Source organism: Bacillus badius NBRC 15713 (assembly GCF_001591605.1).
Taxonomy (GTDB): Bacteria; Bacillota; Bacilli; order Bacillales; family Domibacillaceae; genus Pseudobacillus; species Pseudobacillus badius.
Map to the genome: position 1 here is coordinate 35,555 of NZ_BCVF01000004.1, position 25,901 is coordinate 61,455.

Here is a 25,901-nt window from a genome sequence, read left to right on the forward strand (position 1 = left end):
GATGAACCCTCCAATTCTTTGCTTAAGTAAAAAAATAACAACCTTCCAAAGGTTGTTATTTCTGAAGCTGTTTATACTTCGTCATCATAAATCTGATCTTGGTCTTTTTCTTTCATCATAAGCTGGTCAGCATAAATTTCCTCAAGAGCACGGCCAACATATTTATGAGAAACATAAGAATCGAGCAGCTGCGTCGAATCGTTCTCTTGAAGGCTGCGCGCACGTTTGGCAGCGATGCTGACTAAGGAATATTTTGAATCAATTTTTGTTAACAAATTATCAATAGAAGGGTATAGCATATTAATCACTCTCCAACATTTTTTTATAACGGTGCTGTACACGTTCCCGGCGGCAATGCTCGGCCACAATAATCGATTGAATGCGGCTGCACGCCTTTTCTACTTCATCGTTCTCCACAACGTAATCATATAAATTCATCATTTCAATTTCCTTGCGTGCTTTTTCCATTCGGCCTTTGATCACCTCATCGCTCTCCGTTCCTCGCGTGAGGATGCGGCTGTGAAGCTCAGACAGGCTTGGAGGGGCCAGGAAAATAAATAGCCCTTCTGGAAACTTCTCTCGTACTTGCTGGGCTCCCTGCACTTCAATTTCAAGGAAAATATCACGGCCGGCATCAAGCGTTTCCCGTACATAATCAACCGGAGTGCCGTAGTAGTTGCCGACAAACTCTGCATACTCAAGCAGTTTGCCCTCAGCAATCAGCTGTTCAAACTCTTCCCTTGATTTAAAAAAGTAATCTATGCCATCCACTTCTCCTGTACGCGGAGCACGCGTTGTCATTGAAATCGAGTATTCAAACTTAACATCCGGCTGTGAGAAAATTTCTTTTCTTACTGTTCCCTTTCCCACTCCGGAAGGCCCTGATAAAACAATCAGCAAACCTTTTTCTTTCATGCCTTTCCCTGCCCTTCTTCAGTTACTTCTTCTGTGGAGAGAATTCGCTGGGCAACCGTTTCCGGCTGGACAGCCGATAAAATCACATGATCGCTGTCCATTACTAGCACCGCTCTCGTTCTTCTTCCATATGTCGCATCGATCAGCGTGCCTGCGTCTCTCGCTTCCTGAACAAAACGCTTAATCGGTGCTGATTCCGGACTGACGATAGATACAATCCTATTTGCAGATACGATATTGCCAAATCCGATATTAATAAATGGAATGGACATAAAGTTCCTCCAATTAAGAAAATAGACATTGTCTACACTCTCGTATTATTCGATATTTTGCACTTGCTCTCTCATTTTTTCAAGACCTGTTTTCAGATCAACCACAGCTGAACTGATCATTGAATCATTCGCTTTAGAGCCGATCGTATTCACTTCTCGATTCATCTCCTGAATCATAAAGTCAAGCTTGCGGCCAATTGGGCCTTCATGGTCAAGCGCCTGGCGAAATTGCTGAATGTGGCTCTCAAGCCGGATGCATTCTTCGTGTATGTCCGATTTATCCGCAAATACAGCTACTTCTGTTGCCAGCCGGTCTTGATCAAAAGCCCCGGCCGCTATTTCTTTCATCCGCCGTTCAAGCCGCTGGCTGTAGGCTTCAATCACGATCGGCGCTCGCTCTTTAATATCGAAAAGCCGCTGCGCTAAACCGGATAATAAAACAAGAAGGTCCTTCTTTAGCTCCTGCCCCTCTGCCTGGCGCATCTCATGCAGACGCTCTGCTGCGGACACAACCGTTTCCAGAACAAGCTTCTCCAATGCGGAGTTTTCCTCTTCGCTTTCTTCGATTGTAATAAAATCCGGCCGCTGCAGCAAATCCTTCAAGTCAGGCTTTCCTGGAAAACCGTATTTTTCTGCTATTTGCCCCATTAGGCGGACGAACTCATCTATCAGCTGCCAATCTGCTTGCAGGGTGCGGTGCGTCAGTCCTTCTCCTTCAATTGTGACAAACAGCTCTACCCGTCCTCTTTGTATGTATGTTGCCAGTTCCTTCTTTATCTTATCTTCAATTTTTATTAATTGCCTTGGCATTCTTATTTGAAATTCACTAAACCGATGATTGACGGACTTCATTTCCACAACCACCGCACAATCGGCTGATTTTATCCTGCTTCTGCCAAACCCTGTCATGCTCGTTACCATCAGCCACTCACATCCTGTCGACATAATAAAAAGGCAATAGAGTTCACTCTACTACCTTTCATATTGTATCATATTCTATTTTCTTTTTCTTGCAAAAAATGATCCAGCCAGCAAAAATGTCGAGATAGCGCCAATTCCAAAAATAAGCAGCCATTCTCTTGGAGCGAGCGGTGTTGTATGGAAGATTGTTTGCAGCTGCGGAATATAAATAACAGCCACCATCAGCAGGAAGGAGGAAATAACGGCTGCAATTAAATACATATTCCCAAACGGATTGCGGGCTAGCACCGATTTTTCGCTCCGGCAATCAAACACATGGATCAGCTGTGCCGTTACGAGTGTCGCAAAGGCTACTGTCTGAGCATACATCAGATTGTCCGCGTGCTGCTGGTAAGCAATGATGAAAGCGATGAGTGTAGCTGCTCCGATTAAAAAGCCGCGGGAAATAATTTTCCATGCCAGGCCTCTGGCAAATACGCCCTCTTTCGGATGCCTAGGCGGCCGTTTCATTACATCCTCTTCCGCTTTATCGAGCCCGAGAGCCAGCGCCGGCAGGCCATCTGTCACCAAATTCACCCATAGGATTTGGATAGGGACAAGCGGCAGAGGCAGCCCTAAAATCATCGCAAAGAGCATAACTAAAATTTCCCCAACGTTTGACGCTAATAAATAGCGGATAAATTTACGGATGTTTTCGTAAATGTTCCGCCCTTCTTCTACTGCTGCTTTAATTGTGGCAAAATGATCGTTAGCCAATACTAAAGAAGAGGCCTCCTTGGCAACATCCGTCCCGGTGATGCCCATAGCGATTCCAATGTCTGCTGTTTTGATCGCCGGGGCATCATTTACCCCGTCTCCCGTCATCGCTACGATGTGCCCTTTCTTTTGAAGCGCTTTGACAATTTTCAGTTTATCCTCCGGCGAAACCCGGGCATACACGGATGTTTTCTCGGCGGCGTCCTCCATCTCCTTATCCGTCATTCCACTGAGTGCTTTTCCATCCAAAATATCTGAATGCTTGCTCGCAAGCCCTAAATCGCCGGCAATGGCAGCCGCCGTTTCTTTGTGATCGCCGGTAATCATAATCGTGCGAATGCCCGCCTGCCGGCATTCCGCGATGGCCTGCTTTACTTCAGGCCGGGGCGGATCAATCATGCCTTGCATGCCGATAAATGTCATGCCGGATTCAACCTGCTCTGCATCGCGAAATGTATCTGCTGCCTTTAACGGTTTGTAAGCAACAGCGATGACCCGCAGCGCTCTTCCTGCAAGCTTTTGCAGCATCTCTTCTGTTTTTTGCCTGTATAGCTTGGAGAAAAGCTGCCTTTTCTCCTCCCATAAAACATAATCGCTTCTTCCCATTAAAACGTCCGGAGCCCCTTTTGTCACAGAAAAACGCTGGCCCTGTGCATCTCTCACGATAACGGTCATCATCTTCCTTTTCGAATCAAAAGGAAATTCCTGCTCTACTGTAAATGTCTTTGCTAATTGATCCCGGCTTAATCCAGCCTTGAAGGCGGCTGTCAGCAAGGCTCCCTCTGTCGGGTCTCCCTGAATGACAAATTCCTTCTCTTTTTCTTTTAATTCCGCATGGTTGCAAAGCAGTCCGAACGTCAGCAGCTGATACAAGCTTTTTTCGGCAGCAGGGGACACCTCCTTTGTTTCTTCAAAGAATTTCCCCTTCGGCTCGTAGCCTTTCCCGCTTATACTCCAATGTCTCCCTTCGCTCCAAGCGTCAGTGACCGTCATTTGATTTTGCGTCATCGTTCCCGTCTTATCTGAACAAATGACAGTGGTGCACCCTAATGTTTCGACAGCTGCGAGCTGACGGACGATCGCTTTTTGTTTGATCATCCGCTGAACACCAAGCGACAAGGCAACCGTTACAATGGCCGGCAGCCCCTCCGGTATAGCAGCAACAGCGAGTGACACCCCTGTTAACAGCATCGTATACAATTCGTGGCCTTGAATAATACCGATGGCCACTACAAGGACCGTTAACAATAAGGCAGCCGCAATTAATATTTTTCCGAGCTGTTCAAGCCGGCGCTGAAGCGGGGTTTCCGATCGTTGTGCCGCTTGCAGCATAGAAGCAATATTGCCCATCGCTGTTTTCATTCCGGTAGCTGTGACGACGCCGATTCCGCTTCCACGGGTAGCGAGAGTGCCCATGAACCCCATGTTTTTCATATCGGCAAGAGCCGGATTTTCTCCTTTCAGCGGAGAAGCATGCTTTTCTACAGGAACAGATTCACCGGTCATTGCCGACTCTTCAATTTCTAGATTGGCTGCTTCAAGCAGCCGGACATCTGCTCCGATCCGATCTCCTGCAGAAAATTTTAATATATCCCCTGCTACCAGGTCAGCGGAGTTTATTTTTTTCCATTCTCCGTCACGTAAAGCAAGCGACTGCGGAGCAGATAACTCCTTCAGCGCCTGCAGTGATTTTTCTGCCTTTCTTTCCTGGAAAAACCCAAGAACGCCATTAATAATGATAATGGCAAAAATGGCGACAGAATCAATGTACTCCCCCATTAAAGCGGAGATGGCCGTTGCTGCAATGAGCACAAGAACCATGAAATCCTTGAACTGACGGATAAACACCACCCAGGCGGAAGGCAACTTTCCCTCTGTCAGCTCATTGCTCCCATACTGCTCCTTCCGCCTTCGTGCTTCCTCTGTTGTTAATCCGCGCTGAATGCTTGTCTGAAGTTTTGTCTCTACTTCTTCTTGTTTCAGCTCGTGAAAATTCATCTCCTCACTCCTTTAATGGACAAACTTGTTCTTCTCATAGCATGATTATTCAGTCATGGAGCAAAACATGTTATCATTTAGTTAAGTTTTAACTAAAGTTCAAGAAAAGGAAGACAGCCTATGTCATTTGACGGTTTATTTACGAGAGCGATGACAAGAGAATTATCTGCCGCTCTTCAAGGAGGGCGGGTGAATAAAATTCACCAGCCTTATAAAAATGAAGTGATTTTGATCATTCGTGCGAAAGGAAAAAATCATAAGCTGCTGCTCTCAGCCCATCCATCTTATGCGAGAGTACAGCTGACAGAAGAAAGCTATGAAAACCCGAAAGAACCTCCTCTTTTTTGTAAGATGATGCGCAAGCATTTAGAAGGGGCTATATTGGAATCCATCGACCAAGCCGGACTGGACCGGCTGATTATCTTTCATTTCAGAGGAAAAAATGAAATTGGCGATACAGCCTATAAGCAGCTGTATGTGGAAATTATGGGGCGGCACAGCAATGTTATCCTTGCCGATCAGCAAAAAGGAACGATCATTGATAGCATTAAGCATATTTCAGCAGCTGTGAACAGCTACCGGACCATTCTTCCAGGCTACGACTATGTATACCCCCCGGCGCAAGATAAAACGGACCCGCTTGAGGCTGACAAAGAGGATGTGCTCCGCCAATTAGACTTTAACAGCGGGCGCCTTGACCGCCAGCTCGTCGCTGCATTCTCCGGCTTTTCTCCGCTCATTGCTAAAGAAATCATCTGCAAAAGCGGGCTGGCCAACCGTGAAACAGTGCCTGATGCTTTTGTAGAAGAGATGAAGCCGATACGGGCACATCACTACACGCCGACTTTAATTGAAAACGAGCATAAATCAGCGTTTTACTTTAAGGATTTGCAGCATGTGGCCGGTGAACGGAAAACCTTTCACTCGTTAAGCGAACTGCTGGACCGTTTTTATGTCGGAAAAGCCGACCGTGACAGAGTGAAGCAGCAGGCAAATGATATTGAGCGTTTGTTAAAAAACGAAAAAGAAAAAAATGAAACTAAATTGATTAAGCTGGCACGCACACTTGAGGAAGCTGAACATGCTGATCGCTTTCAGCTATACGGAGAGCTTTTGACCGCCCATTTATACGCGGCAAAAAAGGGAATGAAGGAAATAGAGGTAGTAAACTACTATGACGAAGCCGGCGGCACCGTCACGATTCCTTTAGACCCGCAGAAGACCCCGTCAGAGAATGCTCAAAAGCTGTTCTCAAAATACCAAAAAGCGAAAAATGCCCTTTTGGCTGTCTCTGAGCAAATCAACAGCACGAAAGAGGAAATTGCTTATATTGACCATTTGCTGCAGCAGATTGAGTCTGCCTCTCCTAAGGATATTGAGGAAATCCGCGAAGAGTTAATAGATGAAGGTTATATGAAAGCGAAAGCTTCTGGAAAAAAGAAGCCGGCGAATCATAAGCCTGCACTTGAAACATATGAAGCCAGTGATGGCACGCTTATTTTCGTTGGCAAAAACAACAAACAAAACGATTATTTAACGAATAAGTTCGCCCGCCGCGATGAAATTTGGCTGCATACAAAGGATATTCCAGGGTCCCATGTCGTTATCCGAAGTGAAGCACCGACAGAAGAAACGATATTGGAGGCTGCTAATCTTGCAGCCTATTTCAGCAAAGCGAAATCTTCAAGCTCGGTGCCGGTTGACTTTACAAAAGTGCGGCACGTCAAAAAACCGGGCGGCGCCAAGCCGGGATTCGTCATTTACGATAATCAGCAAACCGTTTATGTCACTCCGGATGAAGATCTTGTTCTGAAAATGAAAAAGCAGTAAACGCAGAGAAAGGAGTGCCGGAAAACGGCCGCCTTCATTCTGATCCGCTTGTTTTTGAAAAGAAAGAGCGGCTGCTCCAAAACGTCATTTTTCATGACCTTTTGGAGCAGCCGCTCCTTTGATCTCTTTACTTCCAATCCGCAGGATGTTTTTGCCACTCACGCAGCGTTTCCAGCTCACTTTCTTTTACATATTCTTTCTCGACCGCTACCTCAATCAAGGCAGAATAATCGCTTAAGCTGTGAGCAGTGACATGGGCAGCTTCAAGCTTATCTTTTCCAGCTTTCAGCTCGTATGTAAAGATCGCTACGACACCGAGCACCTCACATCCGGCTTCCCGGAGAGCTTCTACTGCTGTAATGGCACTTCCGCCCGTAGAAATCAAATCTTCCACAACAACTACTTTCGTTCCTGGCTCTGCCTTGCCTTCAATTTGGTTGCCTTTCCCGTGTCCTTTTGCTTTTGAACGGACATAGCACATCGGCAAGTCCATCAGATCACTCACCCAGGCAGCATGCGGAATACCGGCTGTCGCTGTGCCGGCTACCAGTTCAGCCTCCGGGTAATGTTCCTTAATCAATGAAACAAGGCCCTTGGCAATCGTTTTTCGCGTGCTTGGGTAAGACAAGGTCAAACGATTATCGCAGTAAATAGGCGACTTGATTCCTGAAGACCAGGTAAACGGCTCATTTGGCTGTAAAAAAACGGCTTGAATATCAAGTAACTGTTCGGCAATCTCTTTATTTAACATCTGTCATCTCTCCCCATTGCTGCTTTACTTTTTGATAAGCTTTAACCGGATCGGCCGCTTTCGTGATCGAGCGCCCGACAACAATCATAGAGGAGCCAAGCGCTCTGGCCCCAGCAGGATCAGCTATCCTCTTTTGATCGTTTGCTTCATCTTCCTTCATTCGGATTCCTGGTGTGACTCTTACAAATTCCGCTCCGCACACTTCGCCGATGCGGGCTGCTTCATGGACTGAGCACACAACACCATCGCAGCCCGCCGCTTTTGTTAACTTGGCATAGTGAAGCACCGATTCCTCTAAAGAAACGGGTATAAGTTGCTCACGATGCATTTGTGTTTCAGAAGTGGAGGTGAGCTGCGTAACCGCGAGAAGCAGCGGTCTGTTTCCCGGTGCCCCTTGCTCTAATCCTTCTCTCGCCGCTGCCATCATTCTCTCGCCGCCGGCAGCGTGCACGTTGATCATATCAACTCCCAGATTCGCAAGACCCTTCATCGCGTGCTGTACAGTGTTGGGGATATCATGCAGCTTTAAATCTAAGAAAATCCGGTGATTCATTTCTTTTAATTTTTCAATGATGACCGGTCCATTTTGCAAATACAGTTCCATTCCTACTTTTACATATAGTGATTCCTTAGAAAAGAGTTGCAAAAATTGTTCAGTATCCTGCCATGCAGGAAAATCAAGAGCAATGATAGGCTCTTTTTCCATCCGCTCCCCAGCTCCTTCCAGTTAACTCGCTGATATGATCAATATGATTCGCTTCCAAGTAATGATCCAGCTCCTCAATCAATTCCGGGCAAATGAACGGGTTGGAAAAATTTGCTGTGCCTACAGCTACTGCGCTGGCACCCGCCATGTAAAATTCGATGATGTCCTCCACTGTGGAAATGCCTCCCATGCCGATAATCGGAAGATCCGTCTGCTGGCTGACTTCATAAATCATTCGAATAGCTACCGGTTTGATCGCCGGGCCGGATAGGCCGCCGGTCCGATTTGCCAAAATCGGCTTTCCTGTGTTTAAATCAATGCGCATGCCAAGCAGCGTATTAATCATCGTTAGCCCGTCTGCTCCGCCGTCCTCGACCGCTTTTGCCATTTCTACAATGTTAGAGACATTCGGGGACAATTTGACATAGACAGGAACCTCAGAAACTTCTTTTACTTTTTTCGTTAAATGCTTTGCTGTTTCTGGTACTGTACCGAAAGCGATGCCCCCTGTCTTTACATTTGGGCAAGAGATATTTAACTCTAGTGCTTGAACGTGGGGAGAGCCGGAAATTGTCTTGGCTACCTCTACATAATCTTCTACCTGTGAACCTGCTACGTTTGCAATAATAGGCACTCTATATTGGGAAAGCCACGGAATTTCCTGCTCCATTACTTTTTCGAGCCCTGGATTTTGCAGCCCGATGGCATTTAACATGCCTGCCGGTGTTTCCGCTACACGCGGAGTTGGGTTGCCAAAGCGCGGCTCTTCTGTTGTTGCTTTGATCATAATCGCCCCAAGAATACTCAAATCGTACAGCTGACTAAACTCCCGACCGAAGCCGAAGCAGCCGGATGCCGGCATTACAGGATTTTTTAATGTTAAACCAGGCAGTTTCGTTTCTAATCTACTCATAAAGCCACCTCTCCCATCGGGAATACAGGCCCGTCGCTGCAAACTTTGCGGTATTCCGTACCTGTCTGATCGTTTTGGATATGACAGACGCAGGCGAAGCAGGCGCCAATGCCGCAGCCCATCCGCTCCTCCAGTGAAATAAACCCTTTTTTCGTTAATTGCCGTTCTTCCAGTGCTCTAAGCATCGACACCGGGCCGCAGGAATATAAGATGTCTGCTTTCAAGCCAAACTCATCAATCGCATTGGTGACAAATCCTTTAGTGCCGAGCGAGCCGTCAACAGTTGCCACATAAGTGGCCCCAAGCTGAGAAAACTCCTCTGCATAAAAAGCAACGTCCGCTGATTGAAAACCGAGCACATGAATCGTTTGTACGCCTTTTTCATTCAGCCGCTTAGATAACTCATACAGCGGCGGCACGCCGATGCCGCCCCCGACTAAAATAGCCGTTTCTCCCGCCTGTGCTTCCTCTACCGGGAAGCCATGGCCAAGCGGACCAAGCACATCAACGGTCTCTCCTGCTTTTTTTTCTGAAAGCAGCTTCGTCCCTTCTCCTTCCGCACGATAAATCATCGTGAAGCGGGAATTGGCTTGATCAATGTTTGCAATACTGATGGGCCGGCGAAGCAGCGGTACTGTTTGTCCGCTTACTTTAAGATGAACGAACCGGCCTGGTTCGTTCATCTCCTGTACAAGCTCACCTTGAAGGGTGAGCTCATAAATATTTTTAGCAAGTTTTTTTTGAGAAAATACCGTCATCCATTCTTTTTTGATCATAACAGCACCGCCTCGGACGTTTTAGAAGTCCCTGCCTTTGGCATCGATTCTGCTGAGAAAATCATGGATTCCAGCACACGCAAAATCGCCTCTGCCGTATCAAGTGAAGTTAAGCACGGAATGCCGTTTTCTACTGTTTCCCGGCGAATCCGGAAGCCGTCCCGCGCCGGCTGCTTGCCTCTAGTTAATGTGTTGATAACGAATTGGGCTTCGCCTGAGCGAATTGTATCAAGGATATCCGGCCCTTTCGCCCCAATCTTAGCCACTGTTTCTGCAGGAATACCCGCTTCTGTTAAATACTGCGCCGTACCGTGGGTAGCAAGCAGCTTATAGCCGATATTATAGAACCGTTTGGCCAATGCACGCGCTTCTTCCTTATCTTTATCCGCTACCGTCAACAAGACAGTTCCTTTAGTAGGGATTTTAATGCCAGCAGCGACAAGCCCTTTATACAGTGCTTTTTCCACCGTTGTATCTTTCCCCATAACTTCACCCGTTGACTTCATTTCCGGTCCAAGTGTTGTGTCCACCCGGCGCAGCTTAGCAAAGGAGAAAACCGGCACCTTGACGAATACGCCGCTCTCTTCCTCTACAAGGCCGGTTTCGTAGCCCTGGCTGTGCAGAGAATGCCCAAGAATCGCTTTTGTAGCCAGATTGGCCATTGGAATGTTAGTGATTTTGCTAAGGAATGGCACTGTACGGCTGGAACGCGGGTTCACTTCCAGTACAAACACCTCTCCTTTGGATATAACATACTGGATATTAAGCAATCCAACGATGTTTAAGCCCTTTGCCAGCTTGATAGTGTAATCGACAATCGTTTCTTTTTGCTCTTTTGTCAGCTGCTGCGGCGGATAGACAGCAATTGAGTCACCGGAGTGTACACCTGCCCGCTCAATATGCTCCATGATGCCCGGGATCACTACATCTGTACCGTCGGAAATGGCATCCACTTCAATTTCTTTGCCAGTTAAGTAGCGGTCAATCAGTACCGGATGTTCCGGATTCACTTTGACGGCGTTTTTCATATAATGAAGCAGCTCGGCTTCTTTATAGACGATTTCCATTGCCCGGCCGCCAAGCACATAAGATGGGCGGACAAGAACTGGATAGCCGATCTCTTTAGCAATTTCTACTGCAGCTTCAACAGAGAAAGCGGTTTTCCCTAGCGGCTGCGGGATACCGAGAGATTGAAGCGTCTGCTCAAACTTATCCCGGTTTTCTGCCCGGTCAAGATCTTCGACTGTTGTACCGAGTATCTTTACTCCATGCTGCACTAATTTCTCAGCCAGATTGATAGCCGTTTGGCCGCCGAATTGGACAACTACCCCTTCCGGCTGCTCTAAATCGATAATGTGCATCACATCTTCAATAGTCAGCGGCTCGAAGTACAGCTTATCGGAGATGCTAAAGTCTGTAGACACTGTTTCCGGGTTGTTGTTAATAATGATCGCCTCGTAGCCCGCTTCCTTAATTGCCCAGACAGAGTGCACCGTTGCATAATCAAATTCTACCCCTTGTCCGATGCGGATTGGTCCCGATCCGAGCACGACCACTTTTTTCCGGTCAGTAACAATCGACTCATTCTCTTCCTCATACGTTCCATAGTAATATGGAGTCGCTGATTCAAATTCAGCCGCACACGTATCCACCATTTTATAAACTGGGATCAACTGGTTCTCTTTGCGCCAGTCGTATACTTCTTTTTCCTTCACGCCCCAAAGTGCGGCAATAACAGGGTCGGCAAAGCCCATCTCTTTAGCTTTCCTCGCCACCTCGGCATCAAATGGGTGTGCAGCCACTTCCTTTTCAAACTCTACGATATTAGAAAACTTCTTTAAGAAGAAAAGGTCTATTTCACACCATTCATGAATCGTCTCAATCGCAACGCCGCGGCGCAGCGCCTCGCCAATATAGAACAGTCTTTCATCTCCCGCTTTTCGAATCCGCTTTTCAATCAGCGCATCACTTATTTCTTCAGCATCATCAAGCTGAAGGTGATAAACTCCGCTTTCCAAGGAACGAACAGCCTTCAGAATCGATTCTTCAAGCGTACGGCCGATCGCCATTACTTCTCCTGTCGCTTTCATTTGCGTGCCAAGCGTACGGTTTGCTGATTCGAACTTGTCAAATGGCCATCTTGGTATTTTGGAGACAATATAGTCAAGGGCCGGCTCAAAGCAGGCGTATGTTTTTCCTGTTACCGGGTTTTTCATTTCATCAAGCGTTAATCCGACAGCGATTTTGGCTGCCAGCTTAGCGATTGGATAACCTGTCGCTTTAGAAGCAAGGGCAGATGAACGGCTGACACGCGGGTTTACTTCAATGATGTAATATTGGAAGCTGTGCGGATCAAGTGCCAATTGCACGTTACAGCCGCCTTCGATGCCGAGCGCACGGATAATTTTCAATGATGTATTGCGCATCATCTGATATTCACGGTCACTTAGCGTTTGGCTTGGAGCCACAACGATCGAGTCCCCTGTATGGACCCCTACCGGATCAATGTTTTCCATATTACAAACGACAATAGCATTGTCATTTGAATCGCGCATCACTTCATATTCAATCTCTTTATAGCCAGCAATGCTTTTCTCCAACAGACATTGCGTAACCGGGCTGTACTTTAAGCCGCTCGTTACTGTCTCGATCAGTTCTTCCTCGTTCGTACAAATTCCGCCGCCTGTACCGCCAAGCGTATAGGCCGGACGGACAATCACTGGGTAGCCAATTCTCTCAACAAACGTATAGGCTTCTTCCAGCGTATGGATGATTTCACTTTCTGGCACCGGCTCATTCAATTCGTTCATTAGCTGACGGAACAAATCACGGTCTTCGGCCTGCTCAATCGCAGACAGTTTAGTGCCGAGCACTTTCACTCCATACTCATCAAGAACACCTGCTTTTGCCAGTTCAACTGCCATATTCAAACCTGTTTGTCCGCCAAGCGTCGGCAGAATAGCATCCGGGCGCTCCTTTTGAATAATGCGGCTGACAAATTCAAGCGTGATGGGCTCGATATACACAGCATCAGCAATTTCTGTATCTGTCATAATCGTCGCAGGATTAGAATTCACAAGAATAACACGGTACCCTTCTTCTTTTAAGGCTAAGCAAGCTTGTGTTCCTGCGTAATCAAATTCTGCTGCCTGGCCGATAACAATCGGTCCGGATCCAATTACTAATATGCTTTTAATATCTGTACGTTTAGGCATGTTGAAGCTCCTTCCCAGCGTGTTCTTTCATCATGTTGATAAAGCGGTCGAATAAATGGTTGTCATCTTCCGGCCCAGGCGATGCTTCCGGATGATATTGAACAGTGAAAGCCGGATATTTTTTATGGGCCAATCCTTCAATCGTTCCGTCATTGAGCGCAACGTGAGTAATCTTGAGTTCTGTATTCGCAATTGTTTCTTCATCCACTGCATAGCTGTGGTTTTGGGATGTAAGGGCGGTTTTTCCTGTAGCCAAGTCTTTCACCGGGTGATTGGAGCCGCGGTGTCCGAATTTCAATTTAAATGTATCGGCCCCGGATGCCAGGGCAAAAAGCTGGTGCCCAAGACAGATGCCAAAGATTGGCACTTTTCCAATCAGCTTGCTTACAGTCTCAATCGCATGCGGGACATCTTTTGGATCCCCCGGTCCGTTCGACAGCATAATGCCGTCCGGATTCAGCTGCAGAATTTCTTCAGCTGTTGTGTCGTGCGGGACAACGATGATATCGCAGTCACGGTTGTTTAATTCGCGCAGGATGCCGTGCTTCATACCAAAGTCCATCAACACCACGCGATAGCCTCGTCCTGGGTTCGGGTAAGCGGATTTAGTTGATACTTGGTCTACCTGGTCAGTCGGGAGAACCGCTGCCTGCAGGCGGTGAATCACTTCCTCCGCTTTTTCCTCAACAGATACGATCGCTCCTTTTAATGTGCCGTACCGGCGGATAATTCTCGTTAATTTTCTTGTATCGATGCCGCAAATGGCGGGAATCTGCTTCATTTTTAAATACTCGTCAAGGGACATTTCGCTTCGGAAGTTTGAAGGAAAATCAGCTGCTTCCTTCACGACTAACGCCTTTACAGCAGGACGGATCGTTTCAAAATCGTCACGGTTAATGCCGTAGTTTCCGACTAGCGGATACGTAAAAGTAACAATTTGTCCACAATAAGACGGATCGGATAACACTTCCTGATAACCGGTCATTCCAGTTGTAAATACCACTTCTCCAATAATCTCTTTATCGCTTCCAAAACCTTCGCCGATAAAGACCGTTCCATCTTCTAAAATAAGCTGTTTTTTCATACTTGCACCTTTCCTTCCTGCCATACGAGTTTACCTTCTGAGATTGTGGCTGTTGGCCAGCCGCTGCACTTCCAGCCCGCAAACGGTGTATTCTTCCCTTTGGAATAAAACGTTTCGGGATCAATTTCCTTTTCAGCTTGCAAATCAATCACTGTGATATCAGCAGTGGCTCCTGCTTCGAGGGTTCCATAAGGCAGCCCAAACGCTTGTGCCGGCTTCACTGTCATCCAATCTACAAGCTGCTGTAATGTAATAAGCCCTTTTTTCACAAGATGCGTGTACAAAAGCGGAAACGCTGTTTCTAAACCAACAATGCCGAATGGAGCTGTCTGCATGCCGGCCGCTTTTTCCTCTGCTGTATGCGGAGCATGATCCGTCGCGATAAAATCAATCGTTCCGTCCAGCAAGCCGTCAATTAAGGCCTGTTGGTCTTTTCTGGACCGCAGCGGCGGATTCATTTTGAAGTTTGTGTCTGCTCCCGGCATATCTTCATCGCAAAGCAGCAAGTGATGCGGCGTTACTTCCGCAGTTACGCGGATGCCTGCTTTTTTCGCATCTCTCACCGTTCTTACGGATCCTTCCGTACTGATATGGCAAACATGGTAGTGGCACCCTGCCGCCTCAGCAATCAGCACATCTCTGGCGATATGTACAGATTCACAAATGGAAGGAATGCCAGGGATATTATGTTCTGCGGCAAACTTTCCATCGTGGACGGCTCCTCCGTAAATCAGCGAGTTGTCCTCACAGTGAGCGACTACTGCTGCTCCGATGGCTGCCGCCTGTTTCATTGCTTCATACATCATTCCTGCCTGCTGGATGCCCACTCCATCATCCGTGAAAGCAAACGCTCCAGTCTCTTTTAAGCTCGAAAAATCTGTTAATTCTTTCCCGGCTTCCCGAATTGTAATCGATGCATACGGAAGCACGCGGATATGGGAAGTTTCTTCGATGCGGCGGTTTAAGCTTGTTAAATTTTCCACTGTGTCTGGAACAGGGCGCGTGTTTGGCATAGCAGCAATTGTAGTAAAACCGCCTGCCGCCGCTGCCAGCGTGCCTGTTTGAATCGTTTCCTTGTGTTCGCCTCCCGGCTCGCGCAAATGAACGTGCAAATCAATCAGGCCAGGAACAACCAGCTGTCCTTCCGCATCCAGGACTTTTTCGCCGTTCGCTTTGAGGTCTTCCCCGATTTCTGCAATCTTTGTTCCTTCTACTCGCACATCACGTTTGATGAACTCACCGTTTTCAGCAAGAATATTGCCATTTTTGATTAACCAATTCATTTGAATTGCTCCCTTCCAGCACTTTTTTTAGAACAGCCATTCTCACGAACACACCATTTTCCATTTGTTTAAAAATACGGGACCGGCTGCATTCGACAAGACCATCCGCAATCTCTACATCCCTGTTTACCGGAGCAGGATGCATAATGATGCTTCCCGGCTTCATCCTTTGCTCCCTCTCTACTGTTAAGCCATACATTTGATGGTAGTCTTCTTTTGTCATCTCTGCTCCGCCATCATGGCGTTCATGCTGAATTCTCAGAAGCATCAAGACATCTACCTCTTCTACCAGGCGGTCCAGCTCCATATAGTCACCAGCTGTTAAATAGTCATCAGCAAACCATTCTGGCGGTCCTGAAAAGCGAACGTCCGCTCCCAGCTTGCGAAGAGATTCCGCATTGGAACGTGCGACCCGGCTGTGGCGGATATCCCCAACAATTCCGACCTTTAATCCTTCAAACCGGTTAAACTCCTGCTGGATTGTAAACAAGTCGAGCAGGCACTGGGTAGGATGCTGTCCGCAGCCGTCTCCTGCGTTAATAACCGGGATATTTACTTTATTTACAAGTTGCTTATAATATTGATCTTCTTTGTGGCGGATGACGACGGCATTGACACCGATTGATTCAAGCGTGCGGACTGTATCGTACAACGTTTCTCCTTTTAACACGCTGGAACTTCCTGCTTCAAACGGGATGACCTCAAGGCCTAATTTGCGCTCGGCCACTTCAAAGCTCGTCTTTGTGCGCGTGCTGGCTTCAAAAAACAAATTAGCAACAAATGTCTGCTCGCCTGCTCGCCAGCTTTCACCTTGAGAGAATTTCTGCGCTTGCATTAATATTAACAGAATTTCATCTTTATTCATATCCTTAATTGAAACTAAATTTTGCCTCATCATTTCTCCGCCTCCATTTTTCATAAAAAAAACACCCTTTTCTAAGGGTGTTTAGCAGTTAAGACAATGTTTTGACGGCAAATCCGTGCGCACAATTGTCTAACACCCTTAAATGCCTCTCTGGACATTTTTAAAAGGTCTCTATGAAGTTATGCATGTTTCTTTCGTTTTTTTGTATAGATTATGCATTCACTCTTTGTTTGTCTCTCTGGACAACGATTAAAGAGCACCTGCTTTATTCATGAATGGTTACTTGATCTATTCCATCCGCTTCTTCTAAGGCAACAACGATTCGCTCGCTGCTTGCTGAAGGAATGTTTTTCCCGACATAATCCGCTCGGATCGGCAGCTCGCGGTGGCCGCGGTCAACCAGCACAGCCATTTGAATATGGGAGGGCCGGCCAATATCCATCACTGCATCCATGGCAGCACGGACCGTTCTGCCCGTATAAAGCACATCGTCAACAAGAATGACGATCTTATTCGTGACACTTACAGGAATATCAGACCCCTTGACCTCCGGATCATTGTTGACTGTTTTTACCGATAAATCGTCTCTGTATAATGAGATATCAAGATCTCCTACTGGTATATCTTGTCCTTCTATTTGCTTAATCCGTTCTGCCAGCCTTTGCGCTAAATAAATCCCTCTTGTTTTGATTCCGATCAGAACGCAATTTTCAATTCCTTTGTTTTTTTCCAATATTTCATGGGCAATTCGCGTCAATGCCCGGCGTATCGCCTGCTCATCCATCACCGTTGCTTTTTCCATTTCATCACCTCATGACCTTGATCATAAAAAAATCCTCTCGCCGAAAGACGAGAGGGTGCGTTCATGCAAGCATGCGAAGAAGAAACAAGGCTCCTCCTGCATGCGATCCGTTACCTTCTCAGCCTCACGGGACTGTGTGTTAAAGGTCTTATTCAACTGTTCTAAGCTTACCTTTTCTTTTTTCGCTTGTCAATTGTTTTTCGACAAGATTTCTAGCAGGCGCTCAAATTCCTTTGGAAGAGGCGCTTCAAATTCCATATATTCACCCGTACGCGGATGAATAAAGCCAAGCACGCCTGCATGCAGCGCCTGACCGTCAATATCGAGCGTCTTTTTAGGCCCGTACTTCGGATCTCCGGCAAGCGGGTAGCCAATATACTTCATATGCACCCTGATTTGATGAGTACGGCCGGTTTCAAGCACACATTCAACGAATGTAAAGTTTTCAAACCGCTCCAGCACGTGAAAATGCGTAACAGCGTGTTTCCCGCCGTTAGCCACCGTCATGCTTTGTCTGTCTTTTTGATCACGGGCAATCGGTGCGTCAACCGTGCCATGATCATGCGGAATCACGCCATGGACAATGGCACGATACTTCCGGGTGACCGTTTTGTCAACGAGCTGCTGAACAAGCTTCTCATGCGCCATATCGTTTTTGGCTACCATCAGCAGACCTGACGTATCTTTATCGATCCGATGAACAATGCCCGGGCGCATCACGCCGTTAATTCCCGATAAATCCTTGCAATGCGCCATTAATCCATTGACAAGCGTTCCGGATAAATGTCCTGGAGCAGGATGAACGACCATTCCCCGCGGCTTATTGACGACAAGCACATCCCCGTCCTCATAATAAATGTCAAGATCCAACTCCTCCGGCTCTACATCAAGAGGCTCCGGATCTGGAATATCAATCAGCAGTTCATCTCCCTGCACACACTTATAATTCGATTTGACCGGCTTGCCATTGACTTTTATCAAGCCGGCTTTTATCCAATCTTGCACTTGTGTGCGTGACCATTCCTCGTTAATCCCCGCTGCTACTTTATCAATCCTGACATTTTCTTCTTCTTCGCGAACTTTATATTCTATCCTATCCATTCACTTTCCTCTTTTCCTTCCTGTCTTCCATAAACATGGCAATAAACAGCAAAATAACGCCGAATGTTAAAGCAGCATCGGCAATATTAAATATTGGGAAATCGTAATTAAAGATATACGTGTTAAAGAAGTCTACGACCTCCTTGCGGAACACGCGATCAATGAAATTGCCAATCGCCCCTCCAAGCAAAAATGCAAGAGCGCTTTTCATAAGCGGCTTGTTTTTTGCCTCTGTTTGCATATAATATACGATTCCTGCCACAACTACCAGTGTGATGAGATAAAAGAGCCAGAATTGCCCTTCCAGCATCCCCCATGCGGCTCCCCGATTGCGATGGGAAGTAATATAAAAGAAATCCTTTATAATTTCTACACTTTCGCCAATTTCCATACTTTTTACAACTAACCATTTTGTCCATTGGTCCAGCAATACTACAAGCAGCGCTAACAAATAATACAAAGAAACTCCTCCATTTCTATGCGCCTCTTTTCAGCCATTAAAAAAGCTGTCCTGCAAGCAACACACGTTTCCGATAATTACCCAAGAGCATAAATTATCAGAACGGACACTTGCAGGACAACCTCCTATTTAAGCGAGTATAATCGGCTTGCTATTATCTGTCTTACTGTGCTTCCGTGAAATGTTTAGAGACAACATCAGCGCAGCGCGGGCACAGTGTCGGATGCTTCGGATCTTCTCCTACCTCAGCGGAGACCGTCCAGCAGCGTTCGCACGTTTCTCCTTCTGCTTTTTCGACTGTCACAGCGATATGATCGAATACCATCGCATGAGCAGGAGCTTCCTCTTTCGCTCCTCCCCGCTCAAACCCGGAAACGATTAATAATTGTTTCATGTCTTCCTGAATAGAATCAAGCAACGCGCCTGTTTCCTGATCAGTATAGACAGTCACCTTTGCTGTTAACGACTTGCCGATGACCTTCTCGTTGCGGGCTTCTTCGAGCGCTTTCAGCACATCATCGCGTACATCCATAAACTTCGTCCATTTATCCGTCAGCTCAGCTGCTCCATCCAGTTCTTTCCACTCTGGCATATCTGTCAGCTGGACACTTTCTTCTGTGACACCCGGAACGTATGCCCAAACCTCATCGGCTGTATGCGACAAGATTGGCGACAACAGCTTTGTTAACGCAAGAAGTGTTTCATAAAGGACTGTTTGAATCGCACGGCGGTCCTGATGATTTTCCGGTTCAATGTACAGAATGTCTTTTGCAAAATCCAGATAGAAGGCGCTTAAATCAACTGTACAGAAATTATTTACCGCATGATAGATAGCAGCGAATTCATAGTTTTCATAATGATAGTGAACTTCCTTGATCAATTCATTCAGCTTCACAAGCATAAATTGATCCACTTCGCGCAGGTTTTCATAAGCAACAGCATGGTCAGCCGGTTGAAAATCAGCTAAATTGCCGAGCAGGAAGCGGAATGTATTACGGATTTTCCGGTAGACTTCCGCCACTTGCTTTAAGATGGCATCTGATACACGGACATCAGCTTGAAAGTCAACGGATGCTACCCATAGACGTAAAATATCAGCTCCGAGCTGTTTCATGACCTTTGAAGGAACAACGACATTTCCAAGTGATTTACTCATTTTGCGGCCTTCCCCATCAAGAGCAAAACCATGGCTCAGCACCCCTTTGTAAGGAGCTTTGCCAGTCACGGCTACACCAGTTGTTAATGAAGAGTTAAACCAGCCGCGATATTGGTCAGATCCTTCAAGGTAAAGATCAGCCGGACGCTGCAAATCCTCCCGCTCTTCCAGCACAGCCTGATGCGAAGAGCCGGAATCAAACCATACATCCATAATATCCGTTTCCTTCGTAAATTGGCCGTTCGGGCTTCCAGGATGAGTAAAGCCTTCTGGAAGAAGATCCTTTGCTTCTCTTTCAAACCAAACATTAGAGCCGTGTTTACGGAACAATTCAGACACGTGGCTAATTGTTTCATCTGTAATAATCGGTTCATTGTTTTCAGCATAGAAAACCGGGATCGGCACACCCCATGCCCGCTGACGGGAAATACACCAATCTCCACGGTCACGAACCATATTAAAGAGACGCGTTTCCCCCCATGCAGGTACCCATTTTGTTTCCTTAATGGCTTCAAGAAGTTCATTCCGAAACTTATCAATAGAAGCAAACCATTGAGCAGTTGCCCGGAAGATCACCGGTTTTTTCGTCCGCCAGTCATGCGGATAAGAATGCGTGAAGAACTCTAATTTGAGCAGTGCGCCTGCTTCTTCTAATTTTTCCGTCACTGGCTTGTTTGCTTCATCGTAGAACAACCCGGCAAAGCCTGGCGCTTCCTCTGTCATCACTCCGCGGTCGTTAACCGGGCAAAGAACGTCCAGTCCGTATTTTTTCCCGATTTGGAAGTCATCCTCCCCATGACCAGGGGCTGTATGCACGCAGCCGGTTCCAGCATCGATCGTGACATGCTCGCCCAGCATAACAAGAGAATCTCTCTCATACAGCGGATGCTTCGCTACAATGTACTCAAGCTCTTCCCCTTTGACTGTCTTCACGATTTCAGGAGATGCCCATCCTACTTTGGCAGCCACTTCTTCAACCAAGTCCTCAACCACAACATATTGCTCGCCGCCTGCTTTTACAACAGCATACTTTAATTCTGGATGAACGGAAATGCCGAGGTTGGCAGGAATCGTCCAAGGAGTTGTCGTCCAAATGACAATTTTAGTGCCTTCCTCTAGTGCGCCTTTCCCGTCTTTGACATCAAAGGCCACATAAATAGATGGCGAACGCTTGTCTTTATACTCGATTTCAGCTTCAGCCAGAGCAGACTCGCTGGATGGAGACCAGTAAACTGGCCGCAGGCCTTTATAAATATAGCCCTTCTTCGCCATTTCCCCGAAAACTTTAATTTGCTGGGCTTCATATTCCGGCTTTAATGTAATATAAGGATTATCCCAATCCCCGCGTACGCCTAAATGTTTAAATTGCTCTTTTTGATTTTCAATTTGTTCATATGCATATTTCTCGCATAGCTTGCGGAATTCTGCAATGGTCATTTCTTTTCGATTGACGCCTTTATTAGTCAGCGCTTGCTCAATCGGCAATCCATGTGTATCCCAGCCGGGTACATAAGGAGCATGGAAACCGCTCATGGATTTATAGCGGACAATAAAGTCTTTTAAAATTTTGTTCAGCGCATGGCCCATGTGGATATCGCCATTTGCATAAGGAGGACCGTCGTGCAGAACGAACATTGGCCGCCCTTTCGTCCGCTCCTGAACTTTTTCATAAATTCTCATTTCCTCCCATTGCTTCTGCATGGCCGGTTCACGCTTCGGCAAGTTGCCGCGCATCGGGAACTCTGTCTTTGGCATTAATAATGTGTCTTTGTATTCCATTGTATATCCTCCTTTTTTTACAGCTGCCACCTATATAACAGCAAGGTTAACGCACCATGCTATTGTTCGGTTCATTTGAACAGGACAAAATAAACAGTTCACTTTCATTCCATTCAGCTAAAGCGTGCAAGAGACATCCTTTGCTCGAATGAGTCAAAAACAATCGGCACCCCGTTTCACAAAGTCTAAACAAAAAAACCTTCTCATCCCTAGAAAAGGGACGAGAAGGTTTCCCGCGGTGCCACCCTGTTTAACACAAAAAATGTGTTCACTCAAGCATTCGTATCGTGAATGACCCGCTCTTCTCTACTTGAATATTCCGTTCAAAAAGAGCGCTCCAGGGTGATGTTCCATTTTCCAGTTTTACCAGGCTCGCACCATTCCCTGGCTCGCTTAAAAAGAATTGAAAAATGTACTGTCCCTATCATCGCATCTGTCTTATTCGCTTTTTTCTAATGTTTCAATTATAAAAACTGTCCGGCTGTTCGTCAAGCTTACAAATCGTCTTCGCTAAGCTTCTCCAGCTCCTCGTTGTCCACTTCAAATTCCATCAGAGCATCCCAGTCATCATTATTAAGCAAATCAAGCTGGGCTTCCATCAGCATCTTAAAGCGGGTGCGGAACACTTTCGATTGTTTTTTCAGCTCTTCAATCTCAATAGCGATTTTTCTGGCTTTTGCCAATGACTCATTGACGATCCGGTCAGCATTCTTTTCTGCTTCCCGGATAAGAAGCTTGGCTTCTTTATGAGCGTTTCTTTTTACTTCCTCTGCAGTTTCCTGGGCAATAACAATCGATTTATTTAAGGTTTCCTCGATGTTTGAAAAATAACCAAGTCTTTCACTCTGGCTGTTCAACTGCTCTTCCAGCTCTTTTTTTTCGCGGATAATTAATTCATAGTCTTTGATAATTTGATTTAAAAAACTGTTTACCTCGTCTTCATCGTATCCGCGAAATCCCCGGCTGAACTCTTTATTATGTATATCTAACGGCGTTAAAGGCATAAGCCCACCTCCAGTGCAAATCTTTCATTCACATTTTTATCTGCTGTTTAACATTATAATGGTTTTTCCACAGTTTGTGGTAAAATTCCTCTAATTTTGAGAATTTATTTTACCATTCCTAATATAATTCGCCATTTTTCTTTCTTGGTTTTCCCTTCAACAGCTATTAGCTTCGCCCTTCCTGCTCCCCTCATCGAAAGCATATCTCCCTCTTTGCATTCGAATGCCGGATTCTCCTGCTGCTTCCAGTTGACCTTCACCAGCCCTCCCTTGATGGCCGCTTGTACTTTATGCCTCGATTGCTTTGCAAAAGCGGACAAGATCGCATCAAGGCGCAAGGAACTGACAGTGGCCGCTAGTTCTTTCCAGTCTTCTTCTGGAACAATCGCCTCTTGCCCATCCTTTTCACTAAGCGTTATCTTGGTTTTTCCTATTTGATTAAAATTCAATTCAATGTAATGGCTTACTTCTGCTGCCGCCAAAAATTGAACTCTTTTGCCGTCTGTCAGAATATCGCCAAACTTTCCTCTCTTCAAGCCCAGCCCCATTAAACTGCCAAGCACCTGCGGATGAGTAACCGACACAAATTTATCAGGGTAATTCACCTCATATAGCACAGTATCAAAGTCTTTTTCCGAGGGGGTGAAATAACCAGGACAAATATAAGCTCTTTTTCTCTCTGACCGGTCTGTTCCTCCAAAAAAGAAAGCTGCGGTGTCACCATGCTCACCAACTATCGATTGAACGATTTCCTGTTCTCTCGGGTCCAGAAAATCGGTCAGCTTTGGTGCATACATTTCATCCGACTCTCTTTTCCACTCAAGCACCTGGTCAATAAACTCCTTTTCCTCCGGGCGAAAGTGCTGATAAATAGATGACATGGCATTTTTCTCCTTTCCCTTATCACTTTGTTTCAAACCGCATGGCGCCTTTGCCCTGAATGAAGAACCAAATCAATTTCCTTCATCAAGCCTCTCGGACGGATTAAAAGCAAAAAAGGAAGCGGCTGCTTCCCATTACGGTCAAATCAAACTATCAAATTACCCAAATGGCGAGCTGATTCAGTCCTCTTACTGCCAAATTCAACACTAAAAAGGCAACAAGCGGCGAAATATCAATCATGCCGATTGGGGGAACAATCTTGCGGAAAGGCTCCAAATAAGGCTCGCAAATTCTGGCAAAGAAGCGGCCAATCGAAGTTTCCCGGGCATTCGGGAACCAAGACATTAAAATATAAATGATAAGAGCCCATGAATAAAGCTCGATCAATCTCATTAATAAACCAACTACTATTAACATGTCGCTTATGACCACCCCGTATTATTAGTATCGTCTTCCGTCAAAAACTGTGTAATGCTGCCGTCGACCTCCACGTTATCCGGAGTGCACAGGAAGATCTTCGGGCCCAGCTGCTGAATGTCTCCGCCGATCGCATAGACAGTTCCGCTTAAAAAATCAATGATCCGCTTAGCTTGGTCATGCTGAATGCGCTGCAAATTCACGATAACAGCCCGCCGGTTCTTTAAATGGTCAGCAATTTCCTGTGCTTCTGCAAATACCCGCGGCTCACTGAGAATCACCTTGGAGGATTTTTGCACACTTTGCAGGCTGACTATATTTTTCTTCAAAGATTTTGAGCTTTTTGCTGTTCTTTCTTCCTCATCCGCTTCAGGCTCTTCCACCAGCTGATAGTCATCTTCATCTAACATAAAAAACGCTTTAAATTTAGACTTGATTCCCATCACTCCACCTCCTGGGCTTATTCACCAACAAGGGCTGTGCCAATTCTTACCATTGTCGCGCCTTCCTCAATAGCAATTTGATAGTCATTGCTCATGCCCATTGATAATTCTGCACATGGCGCATAAGGCCATTCTCTGCTTTGAATATCTTCTTGGAGTTTCTTTAACTTCTTAAAGCACTGACGCAGCGTCTGTTCATCGTCTGTTAACGGCGCCATCGTCATGAGGCCGCATACGGTAATCTTCTCATATTGGGCGAGCTGCTCGACAAATGACATGACTTCTTCAGGAGACAGCCCATGCTTAGATTCTTCTCCCGATACATTCACTTGAACGAAGCACTGAACCGGCTGTGCCGCCCGCTTGTTAATTTCCTTCGCCAATGAAAGCCGGTCAAGCGAATGTATGTATGACACTTTATCAATAATCTGTTTCACCTTTCGTGATTGCAAGCTGCCAATAAAATGCCAGACGGGCTCTCCCTGGAGCTTGTCCCACTTTTCCAAAAGCCCTTCATCCCGGTTTTCTCCGAGGTGAAGGAGTCCAGCTTCGAGCGCTTCCTGTGCTCGCTCCACTGATACATATTTTGTTACAGCAATAACTTTCACTTCATCAGGCTGTCGGCCCGATCTGTCACAGGCTTCTTGAATCTGCCTCTGCACCTCTTGCAGTTTGTCTGCCACTTTCATGTTGAAACTCCTTCCTTCCATCCAATGAACCCAAGCATTCTTCCTGTTTTTCCATTATCGCGGCGATGAGAAAAAAATTCACTATTACAGCTTGTGCACCGCTTGGAAGAACGAATATTTTCACGGGGAATCCCTGCTTGTATCAAAATCAGCTCATTTAGCTCTTGCAAAGAAAGATGAAACTGTCCAGGTTCTCCCTCTGCCGGAGCAAAAGGAAGCGGAGAGCGGTCATCTGTCCATTGGCGCACCCGGTCAATGACTCGGCTGTCTACTTTATAGCACTTCTGGCAAATAGACGGCCCGATTACCGCTTCCATATCTTCCGGCTTGATTCCGTCTTTTTCCCACTCTTCCACAAGCCGGGCACCGATGCCGAGCACCGTGCCCTTCCAGCCTGCATGAGCCGTGCCTATCCGTTTGTCCTTTTTGGATAAAAAATAAAGAGGGACACAATCAGCATAGCAAAGCGTTAATAGGATGCCCTTTTCGTTTGTGTACAAACCATCTGTATCCGGAAAGCTTGACTCATAGTAGAGACCGCCTTTGCCGCTATCTGTTTTAGTCACCTGGGCCATGCGTTTTCCATGTGTCTGGCAGGCGCCAACCCAAGATCCGGCGGGAATGCCTACAAGACTGCCAATCCTTTCGCGATTAGCCCTTACATCTTCCGGGCGATCGTTCACATGGAAACCGGTATTTAAACTGGCAAACTCTCCAGTGCTCTCACCGCCGATTTTAGTGGAAAAGCCCGCCACAAGACCAGGCACCGCTTCGTGCCAATCTTTGATTATATAAAAGCTGTCGTGCGCAGAAACAAAGGGTTCCGTCATATTTTCTACTCCCGAGCATTTTCTTTTAGTGTAACATAATCAAACAAGAAACG

Annotated in this window: 24 protein-coding genes and 1 other annotated feature; of the genes, 1 reads left to right on the forward strand and 23 read right to left on the reverse strand. The window is 46.4% G+C overall.

The window, feature by feature from the left end; genetic code table 11:
* Positions 1 to 71: 71 nt before the first annotated feature.
* From rpoZ to BBA02S_RS03150, 5 genes are all read right to left on the reverse strand, one after another.
* Entirely contained in the window at positions 72 to 299 is a 228-nt protein-coding gene (rpoZ, locus tag BBA02S_RS03130) for a DNA-directed RNA polymerase subunit omega (RefSeq protein WP_041099883.1), read from the reverse strand.
* Between the two features lies 1 nt (position 300).
* Entirely contained in the window at positions 301 to 915 is a 615-nt protein-coding gene (gene gmk / locus BBA02S_RS03135) for a guanylate kinase (RefSeq protein WP_041099881.1), read from the reverse strand.
* Positions 912 to 1,187 (reverse strand): extracellular matrix/biofilm regulator RemA, encoded by a 276-nt coding sequence (gene remA / locus BBA02S_RS03140; protein WP_041099879.1) that lies wholly within the window; start codon positions 1,185 to 1,187, stop codon positions 912 to 914. Before remA ends, gmk begins: the two co-directional genes overlap by 4 nt.
* Positions 1,188 to 1,232: 45 nt before the next feature.
* A complete protein-coding gene (locus tag BBA02S_RS03145; protein ID WP_041099877.1) occupies positions 1,233 to 2,108 on the reverse strand; it encodes a YicC/YloC family endoribonuclease in 876 nt (291 codons plus the stop codon).
* 75 nt (positions 2,109 to 2,183) lie between these two features.
* Entirely contained in the window at positions 2,184 to 4,862 is a 2,679-nt protein-coding gene (locus tag BBA02S_RS03150; protein WP_041113095.1) for a cation-translocating P-type ATPase, read from the reverse strand.
* A gap of 120 nt (positions 4,863 to 4,982) precedes the next feature.
* Between BBA02S_RS03150 and BBA02S_RS03155 the strand changes: the two genes are divergently transcribed.
* Complete coding sequence (locus tag BBA02S_RS03155) at positions 4,983 to 6,692, forward strand: Rqc2 family fibronectin-binding protein (RefSeq protein ID WP_041113094.1); 1,710 nt, start codon at positions 4,983 to 4,985, stop codon at positions 6,690 to 6,692.
* Positions 6,693 to 6,819: 127 nt separating this feature from the next.
* Here BBA02S_RS03155 and pyrE read toward each other — a convergent pair whose 3' ends face one another.
* From pyrE to pgeF, 18 genes are all read right to left on the reverse strand, one after another.
* Complete coding sequence (gene pyrE, locus BBA02S_RS03160; protein WP_041099871.1) at positions 6,820 to 7,443, reverse strand: orotate phosphoribosyltransferase; 624 nt, start codon at positions 7,441 to 7,443, stop codon at positions 6,820 to 6,822.
* Complete coding sequence (pyrF, locus tag BBA02S_RS03165) at positions 7,433 to 8,149, reverse strand: orotidine-5'-phosphate decarboxylase (RefSeq protein ID WP_041099869.1); 717 nt, start codon at positions 8,147 to 8,149, stop codon at positions 7,433 to 7,435. Before pyrF ends, pyrE begins: the two co-directional genes overlap by 11 nt.
* Positions 8,121 to 9,062, reverse strand: coding sequence for a dihydroorotate dehydrogenase (locus BBA02S_RS03170; RefSeq protein WP_041099867.1), 942 nt, complete (start codon positions 9,060 to 9,062; stop codon positions 8,121 to 8,123). Before BBA02S_RS03170 ends, pyrF begins: the two co-directional genes overlap by 29 nt.
* Positions 9,059 to 9,838 (reverse strand): dihydroorotate dehydrogenase electron transfer subunit, encoded by a 780-nt coding sequence (locus BBA02S_RS03175; protein ID WP_041099865.1) that lies wholly within the window; start codon positions 9,836 to 9,838, stop codon positions 9,059 to 9,061. The genes BBA02S_RS03170 and BBA02S_RS03175 overlap by 4 nt, the downstream gene beginning before the upstream one ends.
* A complete protein-coding gene (gene carB / locus BBA02S_RS03180; protein WP_041113093.1) occupies positions 9,835 to 13,053 on the reverse strand; it encodes a carbamoyl-phosphate synthase large subunit in 3,219 nt (1,072 codons plus the stop codon). Before carB ends, BBA02S_RS03175 begins: the two co-directional genes overlap by 4 nt.
* Positions 13,046 to 14,137: a carbamoyl phosphate synthase small subunit gene (locus BBA02S_RS03185; RefSeq protein WP_156136646.1), complete on the reverse strand. Its 1,092-nt coding sequence runs from the start codon at positions 14,135 to 14,137 to the stop codon at positions 13,046 to 13,048. The genes carB and BBA02S_RS03185 overlap by 8 nt, the downstream gene beginning before the upstream one ends.
* Complete coding sequence (locus BBA02S_RS03190) at positions 14,134 to 15,420, reverse strand: dihydroorotase (protein WP_041099861.1); 1,287 nt, start codon at positions 15,418 to 15,420, stop codon at positions 14,134 to 14,136. The genes BBA02S_RS03185 and BBA02S_RS03190 overlap by 4 nt, the downstream gene beginning before the upstream one ends.
* Complete coding sequence (locus tag BBA02S_RS03195) at positions 15,383 to 16,315, reverse strand: aspartate carbamoyltransferase catalytic subunit (RefSeq protein ID WP_041113192.1); 933 nt, start codon at positions 16,313 to 16,315, stop codon at positions 15,383 to 15,385. Before BBA02S_RS03195 ends, BBA02S_RS03190 begins: the two co-directional genes overlap by 38 nt.
* Before the next feature lie 235 nt (positions 16,316 to 16,550).
* Positions 16,551 to 17,087: a bifunctional pyr operon transcriptional regulator/uracil phosphoribosyltransferase PyrR gene (gene pyrR, locus BBA02S_RS03200; RefSeq protein WP_041099859.1), complete on the reverse strand. Its 537-nt coding sequence runs from the start codon at positions 17,085 to 17,087 to the stop codon at positions 16,551 to 16,553.
* A 189-nt stretch (positions 17,088 to 17,276) separates the two neighbouring features.
* Positions 17,277 to 18,188 (reverse strand): RluA family pseudouridine synthase, encoded by a 912-nt coding sequence (locus BBA02S_RS03205; protein WP_041113092.1) that lies wholly within the window; start codon positions 18,186 to 18,188, stop codon positions 17,277 to 17,279.
* Entirely contained in the window at positions 18,181 to 18,648 is a 468-nt protein-coding gene (lspA, locus tag BBA02S_RS03210) for a signal peptidase II (protein ID WP_041099855.1), read from the reverse strand. The genes BBA02S_RS03205 and lspA overlap by 8 nt, the downstream gene beginning before the upstream one ends.
* Positions 18,649 to 18,811: 163 nt before the next feature.
* Positions 18,812 to 21,583 (reverse strand): isoleucine--tRNA ligase, encoded by a 2,772-nt coding sequence (ileS, locus tag BBA02S_RS03215; RefSeq protein WP_041099853.1) that lies wholly within the window; start codon positions 21,581 to 21,583, stop codon positions 18,812 to 18,814.
* A 213-nt stretch (positions 21,584 to 21,796) separates the two neighbouring features.
* Positions 21,797 to 22,020: a binding site (T-box leader), on the reverse strand.
* Positions 22,021 to 22,077: 57 nt separating this feature from the next.
* Entirely contained in the window at positions 22,078 to 22,587 is a 510-nt protein-coding gene (locus BBA02S_RS03220; protein WP_041099851.1) for a DivIVA domain-containing protein, read from the reverse strand.
* A 104-nt stretch (positions 22,588 to 22,691) separates the two neighbouring features.
* A complete protein-coding gene (locus tag BBA02S_RS03225) occupies positions 22,692 to 23,468 on the reverse strand; it encodes a YlmH family RNA-binding protein (protein WP_041099849.1) in 777 nt (258 codons plus the stop codon).
* Between the two features lie 154 nt (positions 23,469 to 23,622).
* Positions 23,623 to 23,886: a YggT family protein gene (locus BBA02S_RS03230; RefSeq protein ID WP_041099847.1), complete on the reverse strand. Its 264-nt coding sequence runs from the start codon at positions 23,884 to 23,886 to the stop codon at positions 23,623 to 23,625.
* A gap of 5 nt (positions 23,887 to 23,891) precedes the next feature.
* A complete protein-coding gene (locus BBA02S_RS03235) occupies positions 23,892 to 24,329 on the reverse strand; it encodes a cell division protein SepF (protein ID WP_041113091.1) in 438 nt (145 codons plus the stop codon).
* A 17-nt stretch (positions 24,330 to 24,346) separates the two neighbouring features.
* Positions 24,347 to 25,018 carry a YggS family pyridoxal phosphate-dependent enzyme gene (locus BBA02S_RS03240; RefSeq protein ID WP_041099844.1) on the reverse strand — a complete coding sequence of 224 codons (672 nt, stop codon included), beginning with the start codon at positions 25,016 to 25,018 and terminating at the stop codon, positions 24,347 to 24,349.
* A complete protein-coding gene (pgeF, locus tag BBA02S_RS03245; protein WP_041099842.1) occupies positions 25,015 to 25,848 on the reverse strand; it encodes a peptidoglycan editing factor PgeF in 834 nt (277 codons plus the stop codon). Before pgeF ends, BBA02S_RS03240 begins: the two co-directional genes overlap by 4 nt.
* Between the last annotated feature and the right edge of the window lie 53 nt (positions 25,849 to 25,901).